A 19,960-nucleotide genomic window follows, 5' to 3' on the forward strand; every position below is an offset into this window, starting at 1 on the left:
TAGATCTTTTATTGCTAAAAATTTTATCTCTTGTTACGTTTTAAAATCTGCTAATCTCTGAATAGTAGAATATTTATGGAGAACTGAATTGTATATAATAAACCAATGAACCGATTATAATTAAGACTAGGACAGCAATTAAAATGTATTGTATTGTATTGTCCTTCTTATATTGTAGCCCTCTATTTGGCTTCCAATTCGTATCAGTTGTATTAATTGGTGCATTTGGATTTGCAACTGGTTTACCGCAATTAGGACAATTTACTGTCCATTCTGATACTTTCTCTCCGCAATGAACACAATTTACCTTAACCATAATATCCTCCTATAGTAATAGATAAAATAAATCAGCAATTCTGCTTATTTTATTGCATAAAAGTCAACAAAAAAATGAACATTTTTTATAATCTTAATGTTCATGAGCCTTCCCATATAAATTTTTTTATTATTTCTTGACAGAACTCTAGTTCGTTTACATCTTTTGAGGATTTCGCATGATATACTTACCTATGTTCTTCTCATTCACATCAAGATATATAATAATTTATACCAGATCAAAATAGTCTGCTCTGGGGATCAAAGTGTAGTCTAAATAATAATTCAACTTTATCATATTTATAATAATGAAAAAGGAGGTATGCCATCATGAAAAGATATGTAAACTTAATTATTGGAGTATTGACAACAGCATTATTGTTGTGTTTTGATGGAATATCTTTTGGAGCACATGAAAATCAGAAAGGTGGCTTTCTTGATTCGATAATATGGATGTCAATTTCTCCCGGTTTATATTTCTATGATTACTTTGGAAAATTAGGAGATAAAGAGGAGAAAGCATATAAAGACAACAAAGATAAAATTACAAATATGGAAATACATGAGGACGAAATAGGTTACTATCATGCATATATCTGAATATTATACAGGTTTTAAGGGGTATTTATTTACTTTTGGATATGGCCCATATTTCATTTTAAATAGATGGTTTCCTGTTACGTTGGGAATTAGTTTTACTTTCACGTATGCGCATATAAAATTTGATAAAGCTGTACCGCTTTATAATAGTAATGATAGAGAGTATTCATTTTATTCATTTCCTGGCATAATATTATCAATTGGGGTTCATTTTTAGGCGGTTGGAGTGCATTATTTGGAGATGACTCCAAGAGAAATGGAATGAAATAATTGAAAAGCATGAAAGTCAAAATCAATTAAAGCATATGACTATTGGAAATATACTTGCAGATCCAATATTAGCTTTAAGTGTTGCATTATCATTTGAAACATATCAATACTTTAAGTGGGATGAGAGAGAACTCAAGTTAAAAGATAGGGCATTGGATACAAGCTTTTATGTTATAGGAGCTTCAGGTGTACCGGCGCCATATTTGGAAATGGAGGAAGACGGGCCATTCCCTTGGCAGTGGAACTAACTAATAAAATTCAGAATTATTATGAAAAAAACATCAATAATATTCATAATATTCTACATGATCAATGTGTAACTTACAAAAAGTCGATTTCAGAATAATTATACTCTTATGATTTCAATGATCAATAAATTCATCATTCTTATATTATTTATAATTCAGTTTGCAGCTTTTACTATTGAATTGTTTGCGAGTAATTAAATAGATTCATATGTTAGCATCATTGCCTATGAAATTTATTTGAGTTTACGATCTTTCATTAGCATATCCAATAAGAGACATAATAGTAGGTGTAGCTGGCGCTCAGTATTCATCAAATGGAGTTATACATTCCGCTCATTTTAGCCCGTAAGGTTAGTTTGACGTTTAAATTTATATGTATTGTAAAAGGGATATGCCTCCCGGTAAGTAAAAGTAAGGATCGGGAGACATTTTATTTATATATGCAAAGTAGATATTATTGAAACATGTAAACGTTCACCAACTCTCCCTTTGCAGTCTGGCAATGAGCCACTTTTCAAGCCTTTTATCCAGCTTGCCAACCCATGATTCGATTTTATTTATATCGCCGCTCATGATTGCCGCTTTTTCTTCATTGGATAGATCATATTCCTTTAATGCCTGACTTGGATTCTCAGAAAGAAGCGCGAAGAAGGCATTGTCCTGAACAGCCCTGTCAAGAACTGAAAGTACTGCTTTTACAGCAGATACCTTAAATTCCGGTATTTTAGAAACCGGGTCAAAGGCAGGATTGGTCAATATATTTGCGGGTGATTCTCGCCAGTGAAATGCCATGAATGCCAAGCCTGGCAATGTTTTGTCTGTGATATTTACTTTGGTTTCGATCTTGCCGCGTCCTGAGGTGATTGTAATAGTATCACCCTCAATAATGCCAAGTTTTGCGGCATCTTCAGGATTGATATCAACAGCTCCATTTGGATGCAGTTTGTCCAGCCTATCAGAACGCCTGCTCATGCTCCCTGTATGAAAGTGTTCCAAAATACGTCCTGTTGTGAGGATCAGCGGGTAATCCTTTGAGCTTGATTCAGCAGGAGGTTTATATTCGACAGCATGAAATTTACCCTTGCCGCGGGTAAAGTTATCCCTATGAAGAATTGGGGTTCCTGGATGTTCTATGTCAGTGCATGGCCACTGCAATCCATAGTCATCAAGCCTGTCATAGCGGATGCCGCCATAAATAGGTGTAACAGCGGCTATCTCATCCATTATGTCCGATGTGTTTTTGTAATCGAAATCGTGCCCCATCCTTTGGGCGATTAGGCATATAATCTCCCAGTCGGCTTTTGCCTCACCCGGTGGATCGATAGCCTTAGCGAGTTTCTGTACCCTTCTTTCAGTATTTGTAAAAGTGCCGTCCTTTTCGGCAAATACTGCAGCAGGAAGTATAACATCCGCATAGGTTGAGGTTTCTGTAGGAAAGATATCCTGAACAACGAGAAATTCAAGATTTGCCAGGCTTTCGCGGGTGTGCTTCATGTCTGGATCCGACATTACCGGATTCTCTCCCATAATGTACATTGCTTTAAGATCGCCTTCAATAGCCCTGTTCATCATATCACCCATAGTAAGCCCAATCTCTTTGGGCAAATTATCTGCATTCCAAATGGTTTCAGCCTTTTCCCTGTTTTTATTCTCAGTTACTGCCAGATAGCCTGGCAATACATTTGGAAGCGCGCCCATATCACATGCGCCTTGCACATTGTTTTGCCCCCTTAGCGGGCTCAGTCCCGCGCCTTCGCGTCCAATATTTCCAGTGAGCATTAGGAGGTTAGCGCAGCTCATAACATTATCAGTCCCTGTTGTATGCTGCGTTATACCCATACCGTAGAGAAGACATGCGCTTTTTGCATTGGCAAAGAGACGGGCAGCCTCTACTATTTCCGAGGCTGTAATGCCAACTATTTCAACAACCTTTTCCGGAGCATAATTCTTGAGAAGGTTTTCCTTCATTTCCTCAAAGTCCTCAGTTCGTTCAGCTATAAATTTTTCGTCATGCAAACCCTCTTTGATAATAACATGCATCATAGCATTGATCAATGCTACATCGCTTCCAGGTCTGTGGCGCAAGTGAATATCAGCGATCTTTGAGAGTTCAATAGCGCGGGCATCAGCAACAATAAGTTTCTTGCCGTGAAATTTTATGCCCTGGCGTATTATTCTTCCAATAATGGGGTGACACTCTGTAGTATTGGAGCCGATCACAAACAGCAGATCAGCTTTTTCGAAATCTGTGATGGAATTTGTCATTGCTCCGCTTCCGAATGATTTGACCAGACCGGCCACAGTCGGAGCGTGTCAAAGACGCGCGCAATGGTCTATGCTGTTGGTTCCGATAACTGTTCGCGCAAATTTTTGAAGCAGATAATTCTCCTCGTTAGTGCACTTAGCAGAGCTTAATAGTCCAATACTATCGGAACCGTACTTCCCTTTAATTAAAGATAGCTTTGATGCTATTATCTCCAGCGCCTCATCCCATTCAGCTTCGCGGAAATAGTCCTTGATATCATGTTCTTCTCCGCTTATCTCTTTGGCTATGCCTTCTCTTCTGATTAGCGGCCTTTTAAGTCTGTCATTATGACTTATATAGTCATATCCGAATCGTCCCTTAACACAGAGTCCTCCCTTATTGACTGGGCTGCTTCTGTCTCCTTTAACGCTGACTATCTCGTTGTCACGGACTCCAAGATAGAAAGAGCATCCCACACCGCAGTATGGACATACTGTTTTTATTTCACGAATCGGCTGCTGTTCGTGCCGTGGCACAAGGGCTCCGGTAGGGCACCTGGCAACGCATTCTCCGCAGGATTCGCAAATCGATTCGACAATAGGTTTATTGCCAAAGGCGCTTATCTTCGCGTCATATCCCCTAAAAGCGATATCGATAGCTCCGACACAGGTTATCTCCTGGCATACCCTGACGCATTTGCCGCATAGTATGCACTTATTCGGATCGATCTCAAAGGCAGGATTGCTCCTGTCAATTGGAAGGATCCGTTCGCTCTTCCTTAATCGATCAAAGCTTTCCTGGTCAATGCCTAAATATTTTGCAATATCCTGTAGCTCGCAATTCTGGTTTTTATAGCAGGTAAGACAATTCCCCTGGTGGTTTGCTATTATTAGCTCCATTGTAATTTTACGGGATTGATTAACCTTTGGAGTGCTTGTATGTACTATCATATTTTCTGTCGCTTTTGTTGTACAGGAGGTAACAAGCCCGCGCATGCCGTCAATCTCTACAACACATAGACGGCACGCTCCATAGGGCTCCAGATCTGGATCGTAACAAAGAGTAGGGATATATATCCCAGCGCTTTTTGCAGCTTCCAGCACAGTAACACCCTTCTTTACATGCACACTTCTCCCATCAATAACAAGGGTAATAGCGTCTGATATTTCTTCCTCTTTTAGTTGTGGTTTAATTGTGGTTGTTGAACTCATTGTTATCCTCCTATGCTTCCTCAAGGTCACATCTAAGACATCTGTTTGCCTCTTCAATTGCCTGTTTTCTGCTTAGGCCCTTTTCAACAAGGGCAAGTCCTTTAAGCCTTTTTTTTACTGCTATTTTGTGCATCTCCGGACGATGTTTTTCCTCTTCCTCCTCTGATTCAAATGTTTCCGGTTTTTCTTCAGGGGCAGTGAGCTTCTCTATAATTATGCCATCTCCTCCGAGGTATTTATCAATAGAAATTGCAGCCTGTTTGCCTGCTGCAATTGCCTCAATAACCGAAGCCGGTCCTGTAGTCGCGTCGCCTCCTGCAAAGACTCCCTTTATTTCTGTCTCAAGGGTATATTGATTTGCCTTCAACGTTCCCCATTTGTCTGTGGGAACTCCCAAATTTTCTGGTATTCTGGTAGTCTGTCCGATAGCCGCTATAATGGTATCGAAATTCTCTTCATACCTGTTTCCTTTTATAGGCTCCGGGCGTCTTCTCCCGCTTGCATCTATCTTTCCCAACCTCATACGCTGACATTCCATTCGAATATGTCCGTTTTCGCGATATATCTTGTCAGGAGCGACAAGATACTCAATTTCCACGCCCTCTTCAAGCGCATCATGAATCTCTTCTTCTGCTGCCGGCATCTCCTCTTCAGTGCGTCTATAGAGTATCTTTACATTCTTTGCGCCTATACGGAGGGCTGTGCGCGATGCGTCTATTGCTGCATTTCCTCCACCGACAACTGCCACTCTACCTTCAAGTTTTATATCCTTTCCCAGACTGACATCGCGAAGCAGGTCAACACAATCGATTACGCCTTCTGTATCCTCGCCGTGTACCCTCATCTTAGCTCCGGCGTGGGCGCCTAAGCTTAAGAAAATTGCTTCATATCCCTGTTCAAGCAGCGAATAGATATCATCTATTTTTGTATTAGTTTTTATATCCACACCGGAGTTTTTTATTATATCTATTTCGTGATCTAAAATATACTCAGGAAGCCTATATCTTGGAATTCCAACACGCAGCATGCCGCCTGTTTTGGGCAGTTCTTCGAAAACAGTCACAGAATGCCCGCAAACCTTTGCAAGATAATAGGCTGCTGTAAGTCCAGCAGGTCCTGAACCAACAACTGCTACTCGCTTTCCAGAAGGTTCAACAGACTCAGGATTTTCAAATTTCAGTTTTTTTGCATGATCAGCGGCAAAGCGCTTTAGTTCCTTGATCGCAATCGGTTCATCTATCATTCCCCTGCGGCATTTGGTCTCGCAGGGATGGAAGCATACATAACCGCATACAGATGGGAAGGGCATGCTTTCCCGGATAACCGCCACGGCCTCATCATACCTTTTCTCCGATATCAACCTTATATAACGCGGAATATCCACGCCTGCTGGACAGGTATGGCTGCATGGGGCTTTGACCAGTCCCTTACATACCGCAGCTACACAATGTTTTTTTATTATATGAGATTCGTATTCATCTCTGAAGTATCTGATTGTTGAAAGCACAGGGTTCGGCGATGTCTGACCAAGCCCGCATAGAGAACCTGCTTTAACAGATTCGCTTAATTCAATCAAGAGATCAATATCCTCAATACTACCTCTTCCATTGGTAATATCCTCAAGGATTTCGAGCAGTTGCTTATTCCCCCAGCGGCAGGGTATGCATTTGCCACAGGACTCAAGCATGGTGAAGGAGAGAAAATATTTTGCCACATCAACCATGCAGGTATCTTCATCCAGAACTACCATACCTCCGGATCCCATTATCGATCCTGCTTTTGCCAGTGTTTCGTAATCAACAGGGGAGTCAAGAAAGCTCGCAGGCAGGCATCCCCCAGATGGTCCCCCTGTCTGCACAGCCTTGAATCGCTTGCCATTCAATATTCCGCCTCCAATATCAAAAATGATCACTCTCAGGGTTGTTCCCATAGGCACTTCGACAAGTCCGCTGTTTGCGATCTTGCCGGTTAATGCAAAAACAGCAGTACCCGGGCTATCTTTGGTCCCTATATTTGCATACCATTGAGCGCCTTCATTTATAATAACCGGTATGCTGGATAATGTTTTCACATTATTGATATTTGTTGGTTTTCCCCATAATCCTGATTGAGCAGGGAATGGGGGGCGGGGGCGAGGCATACCCCTCTTGCCTTCAATCGAGGCCATTAGCGATGTCTCCTCTCCACAGACAAAGGCGCCTGCGCCCTCCTTGATCTTTATGTCAAAATTAAATCCGGAGTTTAATATATTTTCTCCCAAAAATTCGTTTTCATGTGCTTGTTTTAAGGCTATGCCCATTCTTTTAATAGCAAGGGGATATTCTGCTCTGCAATATACATAGCCATGATTAGCTCCGATTGCATAGGCTGCTATTAGCATTCCTTCGATTATTGTATGAGGATCCCCCTCCATTGTGCTCCTATCCATAAATGCTCCAGGGTCACCCTCATCTGCATTGCATATCAGGTATTTTTCGTTCCCAGGAGCATTATAGCAGAATTCCCATTTTTGCCCTGTGGAAAAACCGGCGCCTCCCCGACCCCTGAGTCCTGATTTTTTTATCTCATCAATTACATCTTTAGGGGACATTTGGGCAAGGACCTTCTTAATTGCTTTATAACCGTTATTGGCAATATAGTCTTCTATCTTTTCTGGATTGATATGACCACAGTTTCGTAGGATCAGTCGTTTCTGCTTTTTATAAAAATTCATTTCATTATATGTAGGTATTGCCTTGTTTGTTGCCGGATCTCGGTAAAAAAGGCGCTCTAATGGTTTACCATTTTTCAGATGAGAGTGGACAATATCCTTTGCATCCTCTATCTTAACATGAGCGTAGAATATACCCTCTGGTTCTACAATTACAATAGGTCCCTGTTCACAAAACCCGTGACAACCAGTGAAGTCTATTTTTATAGATTTTAATCCTGCCTTTTCTACCTCCTTTTCAAGCTCCAGCAGTATTTTATCAGATTTTGATGAAGTGCAACCTGTCCCTTGGCAAACAAGAACAATATGTTCCCATTTTGGATTAATTTTATCATTCATTTTGTACTCCTTGGCCCGTACTTTTTAATATCTCAGTGACCTTTTTGGGTGTCATCTGGCCGTATGTATCGTCGTTTATAACCATTGTGGGAGCTAAAGAACACGCTCCAATGCAGGCCACAGTCTCCAGGTAGTATTCAAGGTCAGGGGTGCTTTCACCCGGGCTTATGCCAAGCTGTTTCTTTACTTCTCTCAAGATTCTAGCTCCTCCACGCACGTGACACGCAGTGCCTCGACAGACTTTTATAATATTTCGGCCTGTTGGAACGAGTTTAAAGAATGCATAAAATGTAGCGACACCAAATACAGTACTTTCAGGGATGCCCATATACTGAGCTATTTTCTTCATTGCCAGTTCCGGCAAATAGCCAAAATTTTGCTGAACTTGTTGTAATACAGGTATCAAATTACTTTTATTGTTTTCAAAGGATTCTAATATCTGAAGGACCAGTTCCTCAATTTTCCATTCATCTTCTTCTTGTGTTGTGTTGTTTTCTGCCTTTAGCAGGGATTTGTTCATATTCTTTATCCCTCCGTTTATAATGTGAAAATTTTCAAGCTTATTTCAGCAGGTACTTGATTATCAATAATTTTTACATAAATTAAGAAACATCTTGTTTGATCCGTCTTGCTGAAACAAGCTTACTGAGAATACAAAGGTTTTTTACCATCTTTCCACCTGGAGCCGATGTTCCAAATATTCAGACTGTTTTGTTGTCAGTTCTCCTACATTTTTTTCTATCCAATTGATATCTCCTGATACAATAGCAGCCTTAGCAGCATTACTTAAGCTGTATTCCTCAAGGGCTTTAGATCCATTTTCCATCAATTCGGTCCAAAAGTTCTTGTCATCAGCCGTCCTGTTTAATACTCTGAGAACCTGTTCTTTCTCGATAATCCTTTTATCAGTTGTATCCATCTTATCTGTCTTGGTGTTTCCGGTAAACTTTCTAATTGCTTTTTTAACAGCTCCTACAATTTCATCCGGATTAAAAGGTTTGGGGATATAATCGTCAGCTCCAGATTTCATCGCTTCTACAGCAGTTGGCACAGATGCATATCCTGTGATCATTATTACTGGTACCTCAGGTCGGTATTCTTTGAGTCGCTTTATAAGATCAATTCCATTCATATCCGGCATCTTCAAATCAACCAAAACTGCATCATACATCTCTTTTGTTGCCCTTCTTAATCCATCCTTCCCTGTATAAGCTGTTTCCATTATGTAGCCTTCATCCTCAAAAATTCTTTGACATCCTCTGCAGAGATTTACTTCATCGTCTACAATTAAGAGTCTTTCATGCCTTTCATCTAAAATGTTATGTTCCATTTTCTTGCCTCCTTTTTTATTTTGTTTTCACTAATATATAAAAGCAATACTCATGCCAGATGATGTTAATGTTGAAAAATATTGTGGATTATTGAATGAAATGATAAATATTTATATAATATAGCCTTATTCCTGAGGGTATATTTGATGAGATTTTGATCTATAAATGGTTATAATCTCATATAAATCGATATAATCAGCTTTATTATCTTTTTGATCAATTTTTAAAGGCGCATCATTCACTGCTATATAAAGTGTATTTATATAACGAAAGATACTTCTTTAAATATATTAAGAAAAATTAAAGTGTTATTTGAGATTTAAAGGGGATATTTTATATTTTTAATATTAAAGTGTATAATAATTATATACACTTTGCAGGAATTTTTTTGTATGGTCAAAATTGATTGTATGCGCAATGAGTCTTCAGGTGAAGAAGAAAACTTGATGCTCTATTTTGGAAAGATTATTTCGTGTGCAAATTATTTTTTAGGGCATTTTTTGATAAAGATGTTATTAATTTTTCAGCATTATATTATTATGTCCCTTAAATAAATTATACAGAGAGGGATATTCATGGAACAAGCAAAAGAAAAACGATTACCAGAAGAGATAAAGAATGAACTATTAGATTTAATGGAAAAAGAGATTGAATCGATCACAATAACAAATAATGGTAAGCCATGCACATTTTATGAGCTTGAAGGCAAACTATTCGATATTGGAAAATGATATAAACAAAAGATGTTAGAGAAGATTGCCGAACTTGAAGCTGAAGAATATGGTAAAAAAAATATGTCCCTAGTGTCAGGGAAGGTTAAGAAATAAGGGTAAAGTCAAAAGAATAATTTTAAGTACTACTGGAGAAGTAATTAAGGCTTTCTGAAAAAGTAAATATTTAGACTATACAGCGAACACTCCACATTCATAGCGTCTCATGTGACGCAGTAAAATTTGGGTAAAAAGAAGCCTTAGTTTCCTTTCGGATTGTAATAGTTAAGATAATATCTGACATTCCGATAATAAAACTGACACTTATTCCCCCCGGGAGGAATAAGTGTCAGTTTTCGGCAAATACAATTATGAGGAGTGTCTCTGTGAACCAAGAAGACAAAATAATCAAAACAAAAGTTGGTCTAATAAGACTTGCAAGAGAATTGGGTAATGTATCATAAGCATGTAAAGTTTTTGGATATTCAAGAGATAGTTTCTACAGATTTAAAGAACTTTATGAGCATGGAGGTGAAGAAGCTTTAAAAGAGATTAGCAGAAAGAAGCCTAATATTAAAAATAGGATCAATCCTGTAAATGAAGATGCAGTTTTAAAGATGGTCATTGATCGCCCGGCTTATGGCCAAATGCGGGTATCTAACGAGTTGAAGAAAGATGGTTTATTCGTTTCCCCAGGTGGAGTAAGGAATATTTGGCAAAGACATGATCTGGAGTCATTGGTTGCTTTTGCTAAACTCTACACTACTAAAACTGCTATTACAGCTACGGATATTTTAAACGATAGAGTGTTGCCATTTTTTGAGGAGCAAGAGATTCCCCTTTTGAGGATATTAACTGATAGAGAGACTGAGTATTGTGGGAAAAAGGAAACCCATGGAGATCAGTTGTATTTAGCAGTTGAAAATATTGATCATTCTAAAACAAAAGCCAGAAGCCCTTAATCGAATGATATTTGTGAAGGACTTTATAAGATTATGTTGAATGAATTTTATCGCGTTGCTTTTAGAAAAAAGATTTACAGAGATTTAGAGGAGTTACAAGAAGATCTTGACGATTGGATAAAAGAATATAATGATGAGAGGCCACATACTGGCAAGTATTGTTACGGAAAAACGCCCATGCAAACATTTCTAGATTCGAAGAATATTGCTCTAGAAAAAATGTTGGATAATAAATTACAGACAATAAAAGAAAACGAGAGTGTCAGATTAAATGCTGGCTAGTACAGATTTTCCTTTATATTATAATCATTTTAAAGCATCAGTGATTGATGCGCTCATGGACGCTGGGAAGGAGACAATTATTGTACGTTTAATAGCTAAAAGAGTGTCAGTCCCCCATGGGCACTTATCAATTATCGTTAATAAACTTCCTACAATAATAGGAGTAAGAAAATAAATTGCCACAACCTTTTTAAAATAATTTAGTGTATTGCCCTGTAAATGAAATCGTTAAAAATTAAAATAGACAAAAAGTGACACAAACACGATCGAGACTGTTGCTAGTATGAGAATATTTATAAATGGTAGCCTTTCGCCAAGATTCCATGTTTCTTCTGTAAAGCCAACTGGGATTGCAAGAATAGAAGCGCCTACGATAATTTGCATTATATCGCGGGGCCTGAGTCCCACCATAAAAGACTTCACTACGCGCGATATGACTTTTCCAGAACTGTCAAGAATCGGATAGACTCTGTGAAGATAGCCGCCTATGCGTTTTATAGTAAATTGTTTTTTTGACTTTTCTTCTATTTTAGAATTTTCCATTGTATAAGGTTAGTTGTATCTATTATATTGTTAAAGACACTCGGAAGAAGATCGTCATTTCGGGTGTGGTATTTCTTATCATATTCAATATCTGCTAATCATTCTATTTGTCGTTCCACGTCTTAAGCGGCATTCTTCCGCTCTCTTCGCAGTGCATAATAATTTAATCAATAATATCCCAGAAAAGAATCCACCAATATGAGCCCAGAAAGCTACACCACCCATCCCCGAGCTAAAAAATCCACCAATTAATTGCAGTATGAACCAGTAACCAAGCATGAAAAAAGCTGGTACAATTATTCTGGTTATGAAGAAGCCAAAAATAATTAGCATATGCACTGGAGCTCTGGGAAACATCACTGCATAAGCGCCCATAACACCCCCAATGGCTCCTGATGCGCCAACCATTGGGATCTGGCTTGAGGGATCTGCTGCAATCTGCGCAGCGGCAGCACAGATGCCGCAAAGGATATAGAATATAATAAACTTAACTGGTCCAAGAATATCCTCAACATTATCGCCAAAGATTCCGAGAAACCACATATTACCTATTAAATGCAACCATCCACCATGCATAAACATTGATGTTACAGGTGTCAACCAATTCGGTTTTCCGTCAAGCACGTAGGCAAGGCCATCCCCCACAGGAACCTGTGTGCCAGGTTTGACTAGACCTAACAAATCTCCGGGTATTAAACCATATTGAATAATAGAATTTAACAAATCGGGATGAGTCCCCAGCTTTTGTATGAATATCCATATCAGGACATTCATGATAATAATAATATAAGTAACAATTGACCTGTAATAAGTCGGATTTTCATCTTTGATTGGTATCATGATTTTCCCTTTCCTATAAAGCGATGTTACTTATCCTAAGTATAATATAGCAACAAATTAATCTACAACTTTATGACTTATTATAGGAGGTGCACAAATTATAATTTCTCCTGCAAAGGTATTGCCATTTTTATGTCAATAAAATATTCATAATAATCCCTAATCTCAGCTTCTCTCTTCTCAAACTTGCGCTGATATAATAGCGTGTCTTGTTTCTTGAAGAAATAAAGAAGTTGACTACTCGAAATAGAGTGCCATAATATTTCCCTAATCAATTTGTGGAGAATATATCGTTATTTTTTAACAAAATGAATTATACTTTTAGGTATTGACTAATTATCCTGAATTCTCAATTTATATAGCGATTTTAATAATAGATTATGATACTTAAAAACTTAGAACTCAAAGATGATTATCTGATCATTTCTGATCGGAAATTTAATTCTAGACTATTTATTGGCACTGGAAAGTATTCATCCATTGATATAATGAAGGAAGCCATTGAGGAGTCTGAATCAGAGATGGTCACAGTAGCACTGAGAAGGGTTGATCTGAAGAATCCGAATGATGATCTATTAGGCTCATTAGTTAATAACAAGAGGATAAAGCTTCTGCCTAATACCTCAGGGGCCAGAAATGCTGAAGAGGCAATCAGGCTTTCGAGAATAGCAAGGGAGATGGGCTGCGGGAACTGGGTTAAGCTTGAGGTTACCCCTGAACCCAGATATCTGCTTCCTGATCCCATTGAGACAGAAATTGCAGCAAAAACTCTTGTGAAGGATGGATTCGTCGTTTTACCATACATCAATGCAGATCCCATCTTAGCTAAAAGGCTTGAAGAGGTCGGATGTGCTACCGTTATGCCACTGGGTTCTCCAATTGGTACTAATAAGGGGATTAAGACTCTGGATAATATTAAAATTATCATTGAAATGTCAAACGTTCCAGTTGTGGTAGATGCAGGTTTGGGCACACCATCCCATGCTGCTCAGGCAATGGAGCTTGGTGCTGATGCTGTATTGGTAAATACCGCCATTGCTGTCTCCCAGAATCCTTCTCTTATAGCAAGAGCCTTCAAGAAAGGGGTAGAAGCTGGAAGGGAGGCATATATTGCCGGTCAGGTTGAAATAAGCGATATCGCTATTTCATCGAGTCCTCTTACAGGTTTTTTAAGATAATCAATTATATCGATTTACTCAAATTGTGATCGAATGAAAAAGTATTTTATTGATATGAAGGAACTATATGTTTGATCAAATATTGGATAAATATCCTTGGAGTGTAGTAAGTGATAAGATTTATAATTCCTCAATAGACGAAATAGACTCTCAATTAAATAAGGAATTTAAAACTCCTGATGATTTTTATTCCATATTATCTCCATCAGCAGATTCCTATTTAGAAGAACTTGCTAAAGTTTCCAGTAATATTACAAGGATGAGATTCGGAAATACTATTCAACTCTATGCACCGCTCTATATTTCTAATGAATGTACTAATTCCTGCATCTATTGTGGATTTAATATGAGGCATAAAATCAAGAGGATTACATTATCCTATGATATGATTGAAGAAGAGAGTGAGATTCTTTTCAGGAAAGGATTTAGGCATATTCTTCTTGTTAGTGGTGAGCATAGAGGGGTTGTCCCTGTGAGTATGTTATCAGAAATAGGGAAGAGACTTCATAGTAAATTTGCTTCTATTTCAATAGAGGTATACCCGATGAAGGAGGATGAATACAAGTTGATGATAGGGTCTGGTGTTGATGGGTTGGCGATATATCAAGAGACCTATGATCGGGAGGCATATGGAAGGGTACACCTATCCGGGCAGAAGAAGGACTTTAACTGGAGATTGAATGCGCCTGAGAGGGGTGGATCTGCAGGATTCAGGAGAATAGGAATAGGTGTATTGCTTGGAATCTCCGATTGGCGGGTTGAGGGATTTTTCCTCGCTCTTCATGCCTATTATCTGATGAAAAAGTGCTGGAGGAGTCTCATTCAGATATCCTTCCCGAGATTGCGCGACGCGCATGTTGGTTATAAAGCGCCTAAACCTGTAAGTGATAGGGATTTGGTGCATCTAATATGCGCAATGAGAATTCTTAACCCTGATGTTGGGCTTGTATTATCCACAAGAGAACTTCCCTTATTGAGGGATAACATCTTACCCTTGGGGATTACAATGATGAGTGCCGGATCGAAGACTGAGCCTGGGGGTTATTCTCATGCTGGAATAGCTGATGAGCAATTCGAGATAATGGACACACGATCCCCGGATACAGTAGCGACCATGATTAAGCAAATGGGATTTGATCCGGTATGGAAGGATTGGGACAGAGACTTTCTTGCTTAATTATATAATGCTTCCACTTCTTTATCGAATCAACAGAACTCCACAATATTACCCTAATAATCGAATTATACTAAATCATTGACATGATATAATAAACTCCATGATCAACCGACTATTGCATTGATTTGAATTAATAAAATCATCATATCTGATTGTTTCAAAATATATATCAATATCCTTCACTATGCTCCAATATCTGAATTTTGTTACAATATTCAAATAGATTTTTTCTAAATTGAATTTGACTTTCTTAATTAGAGTATATACATTTTTATTAGTATGTTGAATTTACCTTCAATATCCTTGATTTTGTGAAGTATCAATTAATAACAAAAATTATTAATGTTATTAATGATGATATCTATTCTCAATTGATGACAGTATATGAAAAAGATGAAATCTTTAAATGAGAGTCATATCAATTCAGAACTACTCAATGAGAGAGATGAATATAAGAGTAAAGCACAACTCATAGATGAGTTGAGGGGGATGCGTCTTCAGATCGCTGAATTGAAGGACGCTGCAGTTAAGCAAAAAGCTGATTCACTGAATGAGAGCGAAAGAATATATAGGCTTATAAGTGAGAATACAAGTGATTTTATATCTGTAGTTGGTATGGATGGGATATATACATATGTAAGCCCAGCTCACATGCAACTTGGTTATGTACCTGAAGATTTATTGGGAAAGAGTGGTTTTGATTTTATACATCCAGATGATATAGAGTGGATGTCATCGCTCTTAATTGAATATTCAGCTTTGAGGAGTGAAGAGATATTCTCATTGAATAAACCTACAACGATGAATTTTAATTACCGTTATAGTGCAAAATCAGGAGAATGGAGGGATATAGTAAGCACTGTAGATTTAACCTTTGATGAGTTTGGAAAGCCATCCTCCATAATATTTGTTTCCCGTGATGTCACAGAGTTTAAGAGGGTTGAGAAGGAGTTAAAAAAGGCTGCAACAGTTGTGGAAATGATGATTGATGGGATTACTATCAGTGATATGCAGGGGAAAATTCTTGAAATCAATAGAGGCACAACAAAACAAACAGGCTATATGAGGGATGAGTTAGTAGGTAAAACGCCGTTAGAGTTTATCCCTGAAAAAGAATGGCCAAAGTTTAATAGAGATATTAATAAACTCCTCTCTGGTGAATCCGTTAAGGCATCAGATTATTCTATTATAAATAAAAATAGGGATGAGATTGAGGTAAGTATTAATCTCTCACTCCTAAGGGATGAGGATGGAATACCCAGGGAGATTATTGCAGTACATAGAGATATTACTGAACGAAAGCGAGCTGAGGAAGCATTGCGAAAGGCTCATGATGAGTTAGAACAAAGGGTTTTAGAACGAACCTATGAACTTCAGAAGGCCAATGAACAGTTGAAGGGAGAGATAAATGAGCGCAAGCTGGCGATGAAGGCACTATTAAAAGAGAAAATGCTTTCTGAATCATTAATAAACAGTTTACCTGGAGTCTTCTATCTCTTCAGTGAGGATGGAAAATTCATACGATGGAATAAAAATGCTGAGAAGATATCAGGGTATTCAAGTACTGAGATTGCAAATATGAATGTTATGGATTTCTTTACAGGGAACGAACGAAGGGATATTGATGATATCATTAAGATGGTTCTCGATACTGGTGAATTCAGCAATGAATTATATGCTACATCAAAAAAAGGTAATAGGGTGCCCTTCTATTATACAGGAATTCGGACTATTATCGACAACATACCCCATGTTATTGGGGTAGGAATAGATATTTCTGAGATGAAGCTTATGGAGCAAGCGCTTCGGGAGAGCGAGGAACGGTATAGACGGGCTATTGAAGACTCCCCCAATCCAATTTTTTCAATCAATAGTGATGGAATTATACAGATTTGGAATAGGGCATGCGAGACCAAGCTTCAATATGGAACAGATATTGTTGGTAATAGTTATCATCAGCTATTGGAGAATGAAGGGGATCTTTTTATTTTAAAAGAAAAGGTGAGACAGGTGTTTAAGGGGTACGCCCTGAATGACATAGATATAACCTTTAGGTGTAAGGATGGGACAGAGCGCTTTATGGTTTCGCGATTATATCCTCTGCATGAATATGAGGGGAAGGTTATAGGTTGTGTTTTCGCAAATACAGATATTACAGAGCGTAAACGTATGGAAAAGGCCTTGAGTATTAGCCAGAGGAGATATATCGATCTTGTGGAATCATTGCCTGATATAATCTTCGAAGTAGATGCACTTGGGAATGTCACTTATGCAAATCAAGCTGCATTAGATACATTTGGTTATTCTCAAAAGGATATTGAGGATGGATTAAATTGCATGCATACAATCTCCCCTCAAGATCGAGACAGGGCAGCGGCAGATATAGCTAAAGTATTAAGTGGAGGGGTGTTAGAGTTAGTTGAATATACTGCGCTTCGAAAAGATGGCAGGGGTTTTCCGACTATCTTACATGTTAATTCTATTCCTGATATTGAAGGTAATTTGATAGGCATAAGAGGGATTATGGTGGATATCACCGAGCGTAAGAGGGCTGAACAGCAATTGTTACACAATGCCTTTCACGATGAATTAACTGGGTTGCCAAACCGTGCGTTATTTTTGGACAGACTTGGACATTTAATTAAAATTTCAAAACGGAATAGAGATAATTTATTTGCTGTGCTGTTTCTCGATTTGGATAGCTTTAAGGTTATCAATGATAGCCTTGGACATTCGATTGGAGATTCACTACTAATAGAGATATCTCAATGGTTAAAGGAGACCTTGCGCCCCATGGATACAATCGCAAGATTGGGGGGTGATGAATTCGCAATCCTTTTAGAGGACATTAAGGATAATGCTGGTGTAATTCATGTTATTGAACGAATCCAGAATATACTATCAAATCCATTAAACATCAATGAGCAGGAGATATTTACTACAGCCAGTATTGGAATAGCTGTGAGTACTCCGGATTATCAATATCCGGAAGAGATGCTTCGTGATGCTGAGACAGCTATGTACCGCGCAAAGGCTCTTGGTAGAGCTCGATATGAGGCTTTTGACAAAGAAATGCATAGGCAGGTCACTAATCTTTTGCAATTGGAGACTGACCTTCGTCGTGCAATCGAACGTAGAGAGTTTTTGATTTATTATCAACCCGTTGTTTCATTGCGAAGCGGTAAAATATCCGGCTTTGAGTCGCTTTTGCGATGGGACCATCCCAGGGATGGCTTGACCTTACCAGATAGATTTATTCCAGTCTTGGAGGAAACTGAACTCATTGTACCTATTGGCCAGTGGGTTCTGGAAGAGGCTTCTAGGCAAATGGTGGAATGGCAGGGGAGGTTTCCAGGAAAACAGACATTCTATATTACAGTAAATATATCAGCAAAACAGTTTTCACAACCTAATTTACTCGATCAGGTGAAGAAGATTCTTCATGATACAGGTATCAATAAACACCGTTTAACACTAGAAATAACAGAAAGCGTTATAATGAAGGACTATCAGGCTACTGCATCAATGCTTAAGCAACTGAGAAATATGAATGTGAGATTGGCGATTGATGATTTTGGGACAGGATATTCATCCCTTGGTTATCTGCATAGTTTTCCGATCAATATATTAAAGATTGATCATTCCTTTATCACTCGCATGAATAAAAATGGGGGAGATTTAGAGATTGTTAGGACGATTGTGAACATGGCTCATAATCTAGGCATGGAAGTAGTAGCCGAGGGAATAGAGACCACAGAGCAGTTGGTGCAATTAAGGGAGATGAATTGTGACTATGGACAGGGTTATTTCTTTTCACATCCAATTGATGGTAGAGAGGCGGGTATCTTAATTGAAAATGATCCAGTTTGGTAAGGTATCAAGGAACTGGTTGGCAATTCTCTTATTCTTCCTTTTCATCGCTGTAAACATCTGAAGAACATACTCTATTCTTATCAATCATATAGTATAACTGCATAATTTTTCTAATCCCTGCGATATAAATATTGATAAGTGGGCAATTTTTTAGGAATAAATTTTTTTTTATTCCCTTCTGGGTATACTTGCCACTTGTATGAATATTGTACTCTTCACCTAAAGGGGAGGGGGATAACAAAACATTTAGAGTGATTGAATATGGTGATAGAATGCTATGTGACTCTTTTAAAATAAGAAAGTGAGTTGTTTGCATATCTTTTCGTTGAAATGAGGGAAAACCCTCCAATTTGTCTTTGAAAATGATTTCTATAGTAATGCTGTATGATAATTACTCCATCTCTATTTAGAACAAAGCGTTTCCCCAATTCTTCAAGTATCTCTTTATATATTTTAACCTCTCTTGATTGCTTCTCGTATGGAGGATCGATGAAGATGTAATCAAATAAAAAATTATTGTGATCTAGGTATCTTAAACATCTTAATGCATGAAAATGAAATATGATCGATCTTTTATTAAGCCCCCATTCATTAATTAGAGATTGTGTGAAGCGAAACCTTTTTAAATCAATCTCATTGAAAACAACTAATTTGGCGTTTCTGCTGAGTGCCTCAATTCCAATCTGACCAGAGCATGCATAGAGATCAAGTAATGATTTCCCTTGCAAGTCTTCCCCCAGACTAGAGAACAGGGCTCCTTTGATTATTTGAGGAGTACATTCAGCATTATTGAACCTTTTATTATTAAAGGGGATATTCTTGCCCTTAAGTATTCCTCCTATTACATTCATTGGATGTTACATCATCTCTTTAATTTCAAGGTCATCTCCATTGGGTGATGGTGGTTGACTGAGATGAAATTATTATTTAATATGCTCAATTGAAAATTGATTGATAATAACATATGTCTGCGCCAGAATAGACCATGAAAATTTATGACTTTACCAAGTTAGTGATAAAAATGGAAAGATGGAAATTAATTAGTTGCATTTTTTCAACCGATAATAAATTTTTTTATAAAATCAAAATCAATATTGTCTGACATTAAGATAATATAAGGATAATT

13 protein-coding genes and 1 pseudogene are annotated in these 19,960 nt (G+C 38.1%); 7 read left to right on the top strand and 7 right to left on the bottom strand.

The window, feature by feature from the left end; all coding sequences use genetic code 11:
- Positions 1 to 73: 73 nt before the first annotated feature.
- Positions 74 to 316 carry a hypothetical protein gene (locus tag SVZ03_05255; protein ID MDY6933618.1) on the bottom strand — a complete coding sequence of 81 codons (243 nt, stop codon included), beginning with the start codon at positions 314 to 316 and terminating at the stop codon, positions 74 to 76.
- Positions 317 to 645: 329 nt separating this feature from the next.
- Between SVZ03_05255 and SVZ03_05260 the strand changes: the two genes are divergently transcribed.
- Together SVZ03_05260 and SVZ03_05265 are read left to right on the top strand one after the other, a co-directional pair.
- Positions 646 to 915 carry a hypothetical protein gene (locus SVZ03_05260; GenBank protein MDY6933619.1) on the top strand — a complete coding sequence of 90 codons (270 nt, stop codon included), beginning with the start codon at positions 646 to 648 and terminating at the stop codon, positions 913 to 915.
- Positions 916 to 1,220: 305 nt separating this feature from the next.
- Complete coding sequence (locus SVZ03_05265) at positions 1,221 to 1,433, top strand: hypothetical protein (GenBank protein ID MDY6933620.1); 213 nt, start codon at positions 1,221 to 1,223, stop codon at positions 1,431 to 1,433.
- Positions 1,434 to 1,907: 474 nt separating this feature from the next.
- On the opposite strand, the gene fdhF is transcribed toward SVZ03_05265, so the two are convergent.
- From fdhF to SVZ03_05285, 4 genes are all read right to left on the bottom strand, one after another.
- A complete protein-coding gene (gene fdhF, locus SVZ03_05270; protein MDY6933621.1) occupies positions 1,908 to 4,889 on the bottom strand; it encodes a formate dehydrogenase subunit alpha in 2,982 nt (993 codons plus the stop codon).
- Positions 4,890 to 4,899: 10 nt separating this feature from the next.
- Positions 4,900 to 7,938 (bottom strand): NADH-ubiquinone oxidoreductase-F iron-sulfur binding region domain-containing protein, encoded by a 3,039-nt coding sequence (locus SVZ03_05275; protein ID MDY6933622.1) that lies wholly within the window; start codon positions 7,936 to 7,938, stop codon positions 4,900 to 4,902.
- On the bottom strand, positions 7,931 to 8,458 hold the full coding sequence (gene nuoE / locus SVZ03_05280; protein MDY6933623.1) for an NADH-quinone oxidoreductase subunit NuoE: 528 nt from the start codon (positions 8,456 to 8,458) through the stop codon (positions 7,931 to 7,933). The genes SVZ03_05275 and nuoE overlap by 8 nt, the downstream gene beginning before the upstream one ends.
- Before the next feature lie 144 nt (positions 8,459 to 8,602).
- Positions 8,603 to 9,268: a response regulator gene (locus tag SVZ03_05285; protein ID MDY6933624.1), complete on the bottom strand. Its 666-nt coding sequence runs from the start codon at positions 9,266 to 9,268 to the stop codon at positions 8,603 to 8,605.
- Positions 9,269 to 9,844: 576 nt separating this feature from the next.
- Here SVZ03_05285 and SVZ03_05290 point away from each other — a divergent pair.
- Together SVZ03_05290 and SVZ03_05295 are read left to right on the top strand one after the other, a co-directional pair.
- Complete coding sequence (locus SVZ03_05290; GenBank protein MDY6933625.1) at positions 9,845 to 10,000, top strand: hypothetical protein; 156 nt, start codon at positions 9,845 to 9,847, stop codon at positions 9,998 to 10,000.
- 350 nt (positions 10,001 to 10,350) lie between these two features.
- Positions 10,351 to 11,223 (top strand): annotated as a pseudogene (locus SVZ03_05295) (helix-turn-helix domain-containing protein).
- A 627-nt stretch (positions 11,224 to 11,850) separates the two neighbouring features.
- On the opposite strand, the gene SVZ03_05300 reads toward SVZ03_05295, so the two are convergent.
- Positions 11,851 to 12,606, bottom strand: coding sequence for a rhomboid family intramembrane serine protease (locus tag SVZ03_05300; protein MDY6933626.1), 756 nt, complete (start codon positions 12,604 to 12,606; stop codon positions 11,851 to 11,853).
- Positions 12,607 to 12,986: 380 nt separating this feature from the next.
- On the opposite strand from SVZ03_05300, the gene SVZ03_05305 reads away from it, so the two are divergent.
- From SVZ03_05305 to SVZ03_05315, 3 genes are all read left to right on the top strand, one after another.
- Positions 12,987 to 13,784, top strand: coding sequence for a thiazole synthase (locus tag SVZ03_05305; protein ID MDY6933627.1), 798 nt, complete (start codon positions 12,987 to 12,989; stop codon positions 13,782 to 13,784).
- A gap of 67 nt (positions 13,785 to 13,851) precedes the next feature.
- Positions 13,852 to 14,961: a 2-iminoacetate synthase ThiH gene (gene thiH / locus SVZ03_05310; GenBank protein ID MDY6933628.1), complete on the top strand. Its 1,110-nt coding sequence runs from the start codon at positions 13,852 to 13,854 to the stop codon at positions 14,959 to 14,961.
- Positions 14,962 to 15,345: 384 nt separating this feature from the next.
- Positions 15,346 to 18,834 (top strand): PAS domain S-box protein, encoded by a 3,489-nt coding sequence (locus SVZ03_05315; protein ID MDY6933629.1) that lies wholly within the window; start codon positions 15,346 to 15,348, stop codon positions 18,832 to 18,834.
- A gap of 275 nt (positions 18,835 to 19,109) precedes the next feature.
- Here the strand turns inward: SVZ03_05315 and SVZ03_05320 are convergent, their stop codons facing one another.
- Positions 19,110 to 19,685, bottom strand: a complete 576-nt coding sequence (locus SVZ03_05320) for an RsmD family RNA methyltransferase (protein MDY6933630.1) — start codon at positions 19,683 to 19,685, stop codon at positions 19,110 to 19,112.
- Positions 19,686 to 19,960: the final 275 nt, after the last annotated feature.

It is taken from the genome of Spirochaetota bacterium (assembly GCA_034190085.1).
Taxonomy (GTDB): Bacteria; Spirochaetota; UBA4802; order UBA4802; family JAFGDQ01; genus JAXHTS01.

Bases quoted from the DNA above. Each gene is read 5' to 3' on its own strand.
- SVZ03_05255 (MDY6933618.1), bottom strand. From the start codon at position 316: ATGGTTAAGGTAAATTGTGTTCATTGCGGAGAGAAAGTATCAGAATGG.
- SVZ03_05260 (MDY6933619.1), top strand. From the start codon at position 646: ATGAAAAGATATGTAAACTTAATTATTGGAGTATTGACAACAGCATTA.
- SVZ03_05265 (MDY6933620.1), top strand. From the start codon at position 1,221: ATGACTATTGGAAATATACTTGCAGATCCAATATTAGCTTTAAGTGTT.
- SVZ03_05275 (MDY6933622.1), bottom strand. From the start codon at position 7,938: ATGAATGATAAAATTAATCCAAAATGGGAACATATTGTTCTTGTTTGC.
- nuoE (MDY6933623.1), bottom strand. From the start codon at position 8,458: ATGAACAAATCCCTGCTAAAGGCAGAAAACAACACAACACAAGAAGAA.
- SVZ03_05285 (MDY6933624.1), bottom strand. From the start codon at position 9,268: ATGGAACATAACATTTTAGATGAAAGGCATGAAAGACTCTTAATTGTA.
- SVZ03_05290 (MDY6933625.1), top strand. From the start codon at position 9,845: ATGGAACAAGCAAAAGAAAAACGATTACCAGAAGAGATAAAGAATGAA.
- SVZ03_05300 (MDY6933626.1), bottom strand. From the start codon at position 12,606: ATGATACCAATCAAAGATGAAAATCCGACTTATTACAGGTCAATTGTT.
- SVZ03_05305 (MDY6933627.1), top strand. From the start codon at position 12,987: ATGATACTTAAAAACTTAGAACTCAAAGATGATTATCTGATCATTTCT.
- thiH (MDY6933628.1), top strand. From the start codon at position 13,852: ATGTTTGATCAAATATTGGATAAATATCCTTGGAGTGTAGTAAGTGAT.
- SVZ03_05315 (MDY6933629.1), top strand. From the start codon at position 15,346: ATGAAAAAGATGAAATCTTTAAATGAGAGTCATATCAATTCAGAACTA.
- SVZ03_05320 (MDY6933630.1), bottom strand. From the start codon at position 19,685: ATGAATGTAATAGGAGGAATACTTAAGGGCAAGAATATCCCCTTTAAT.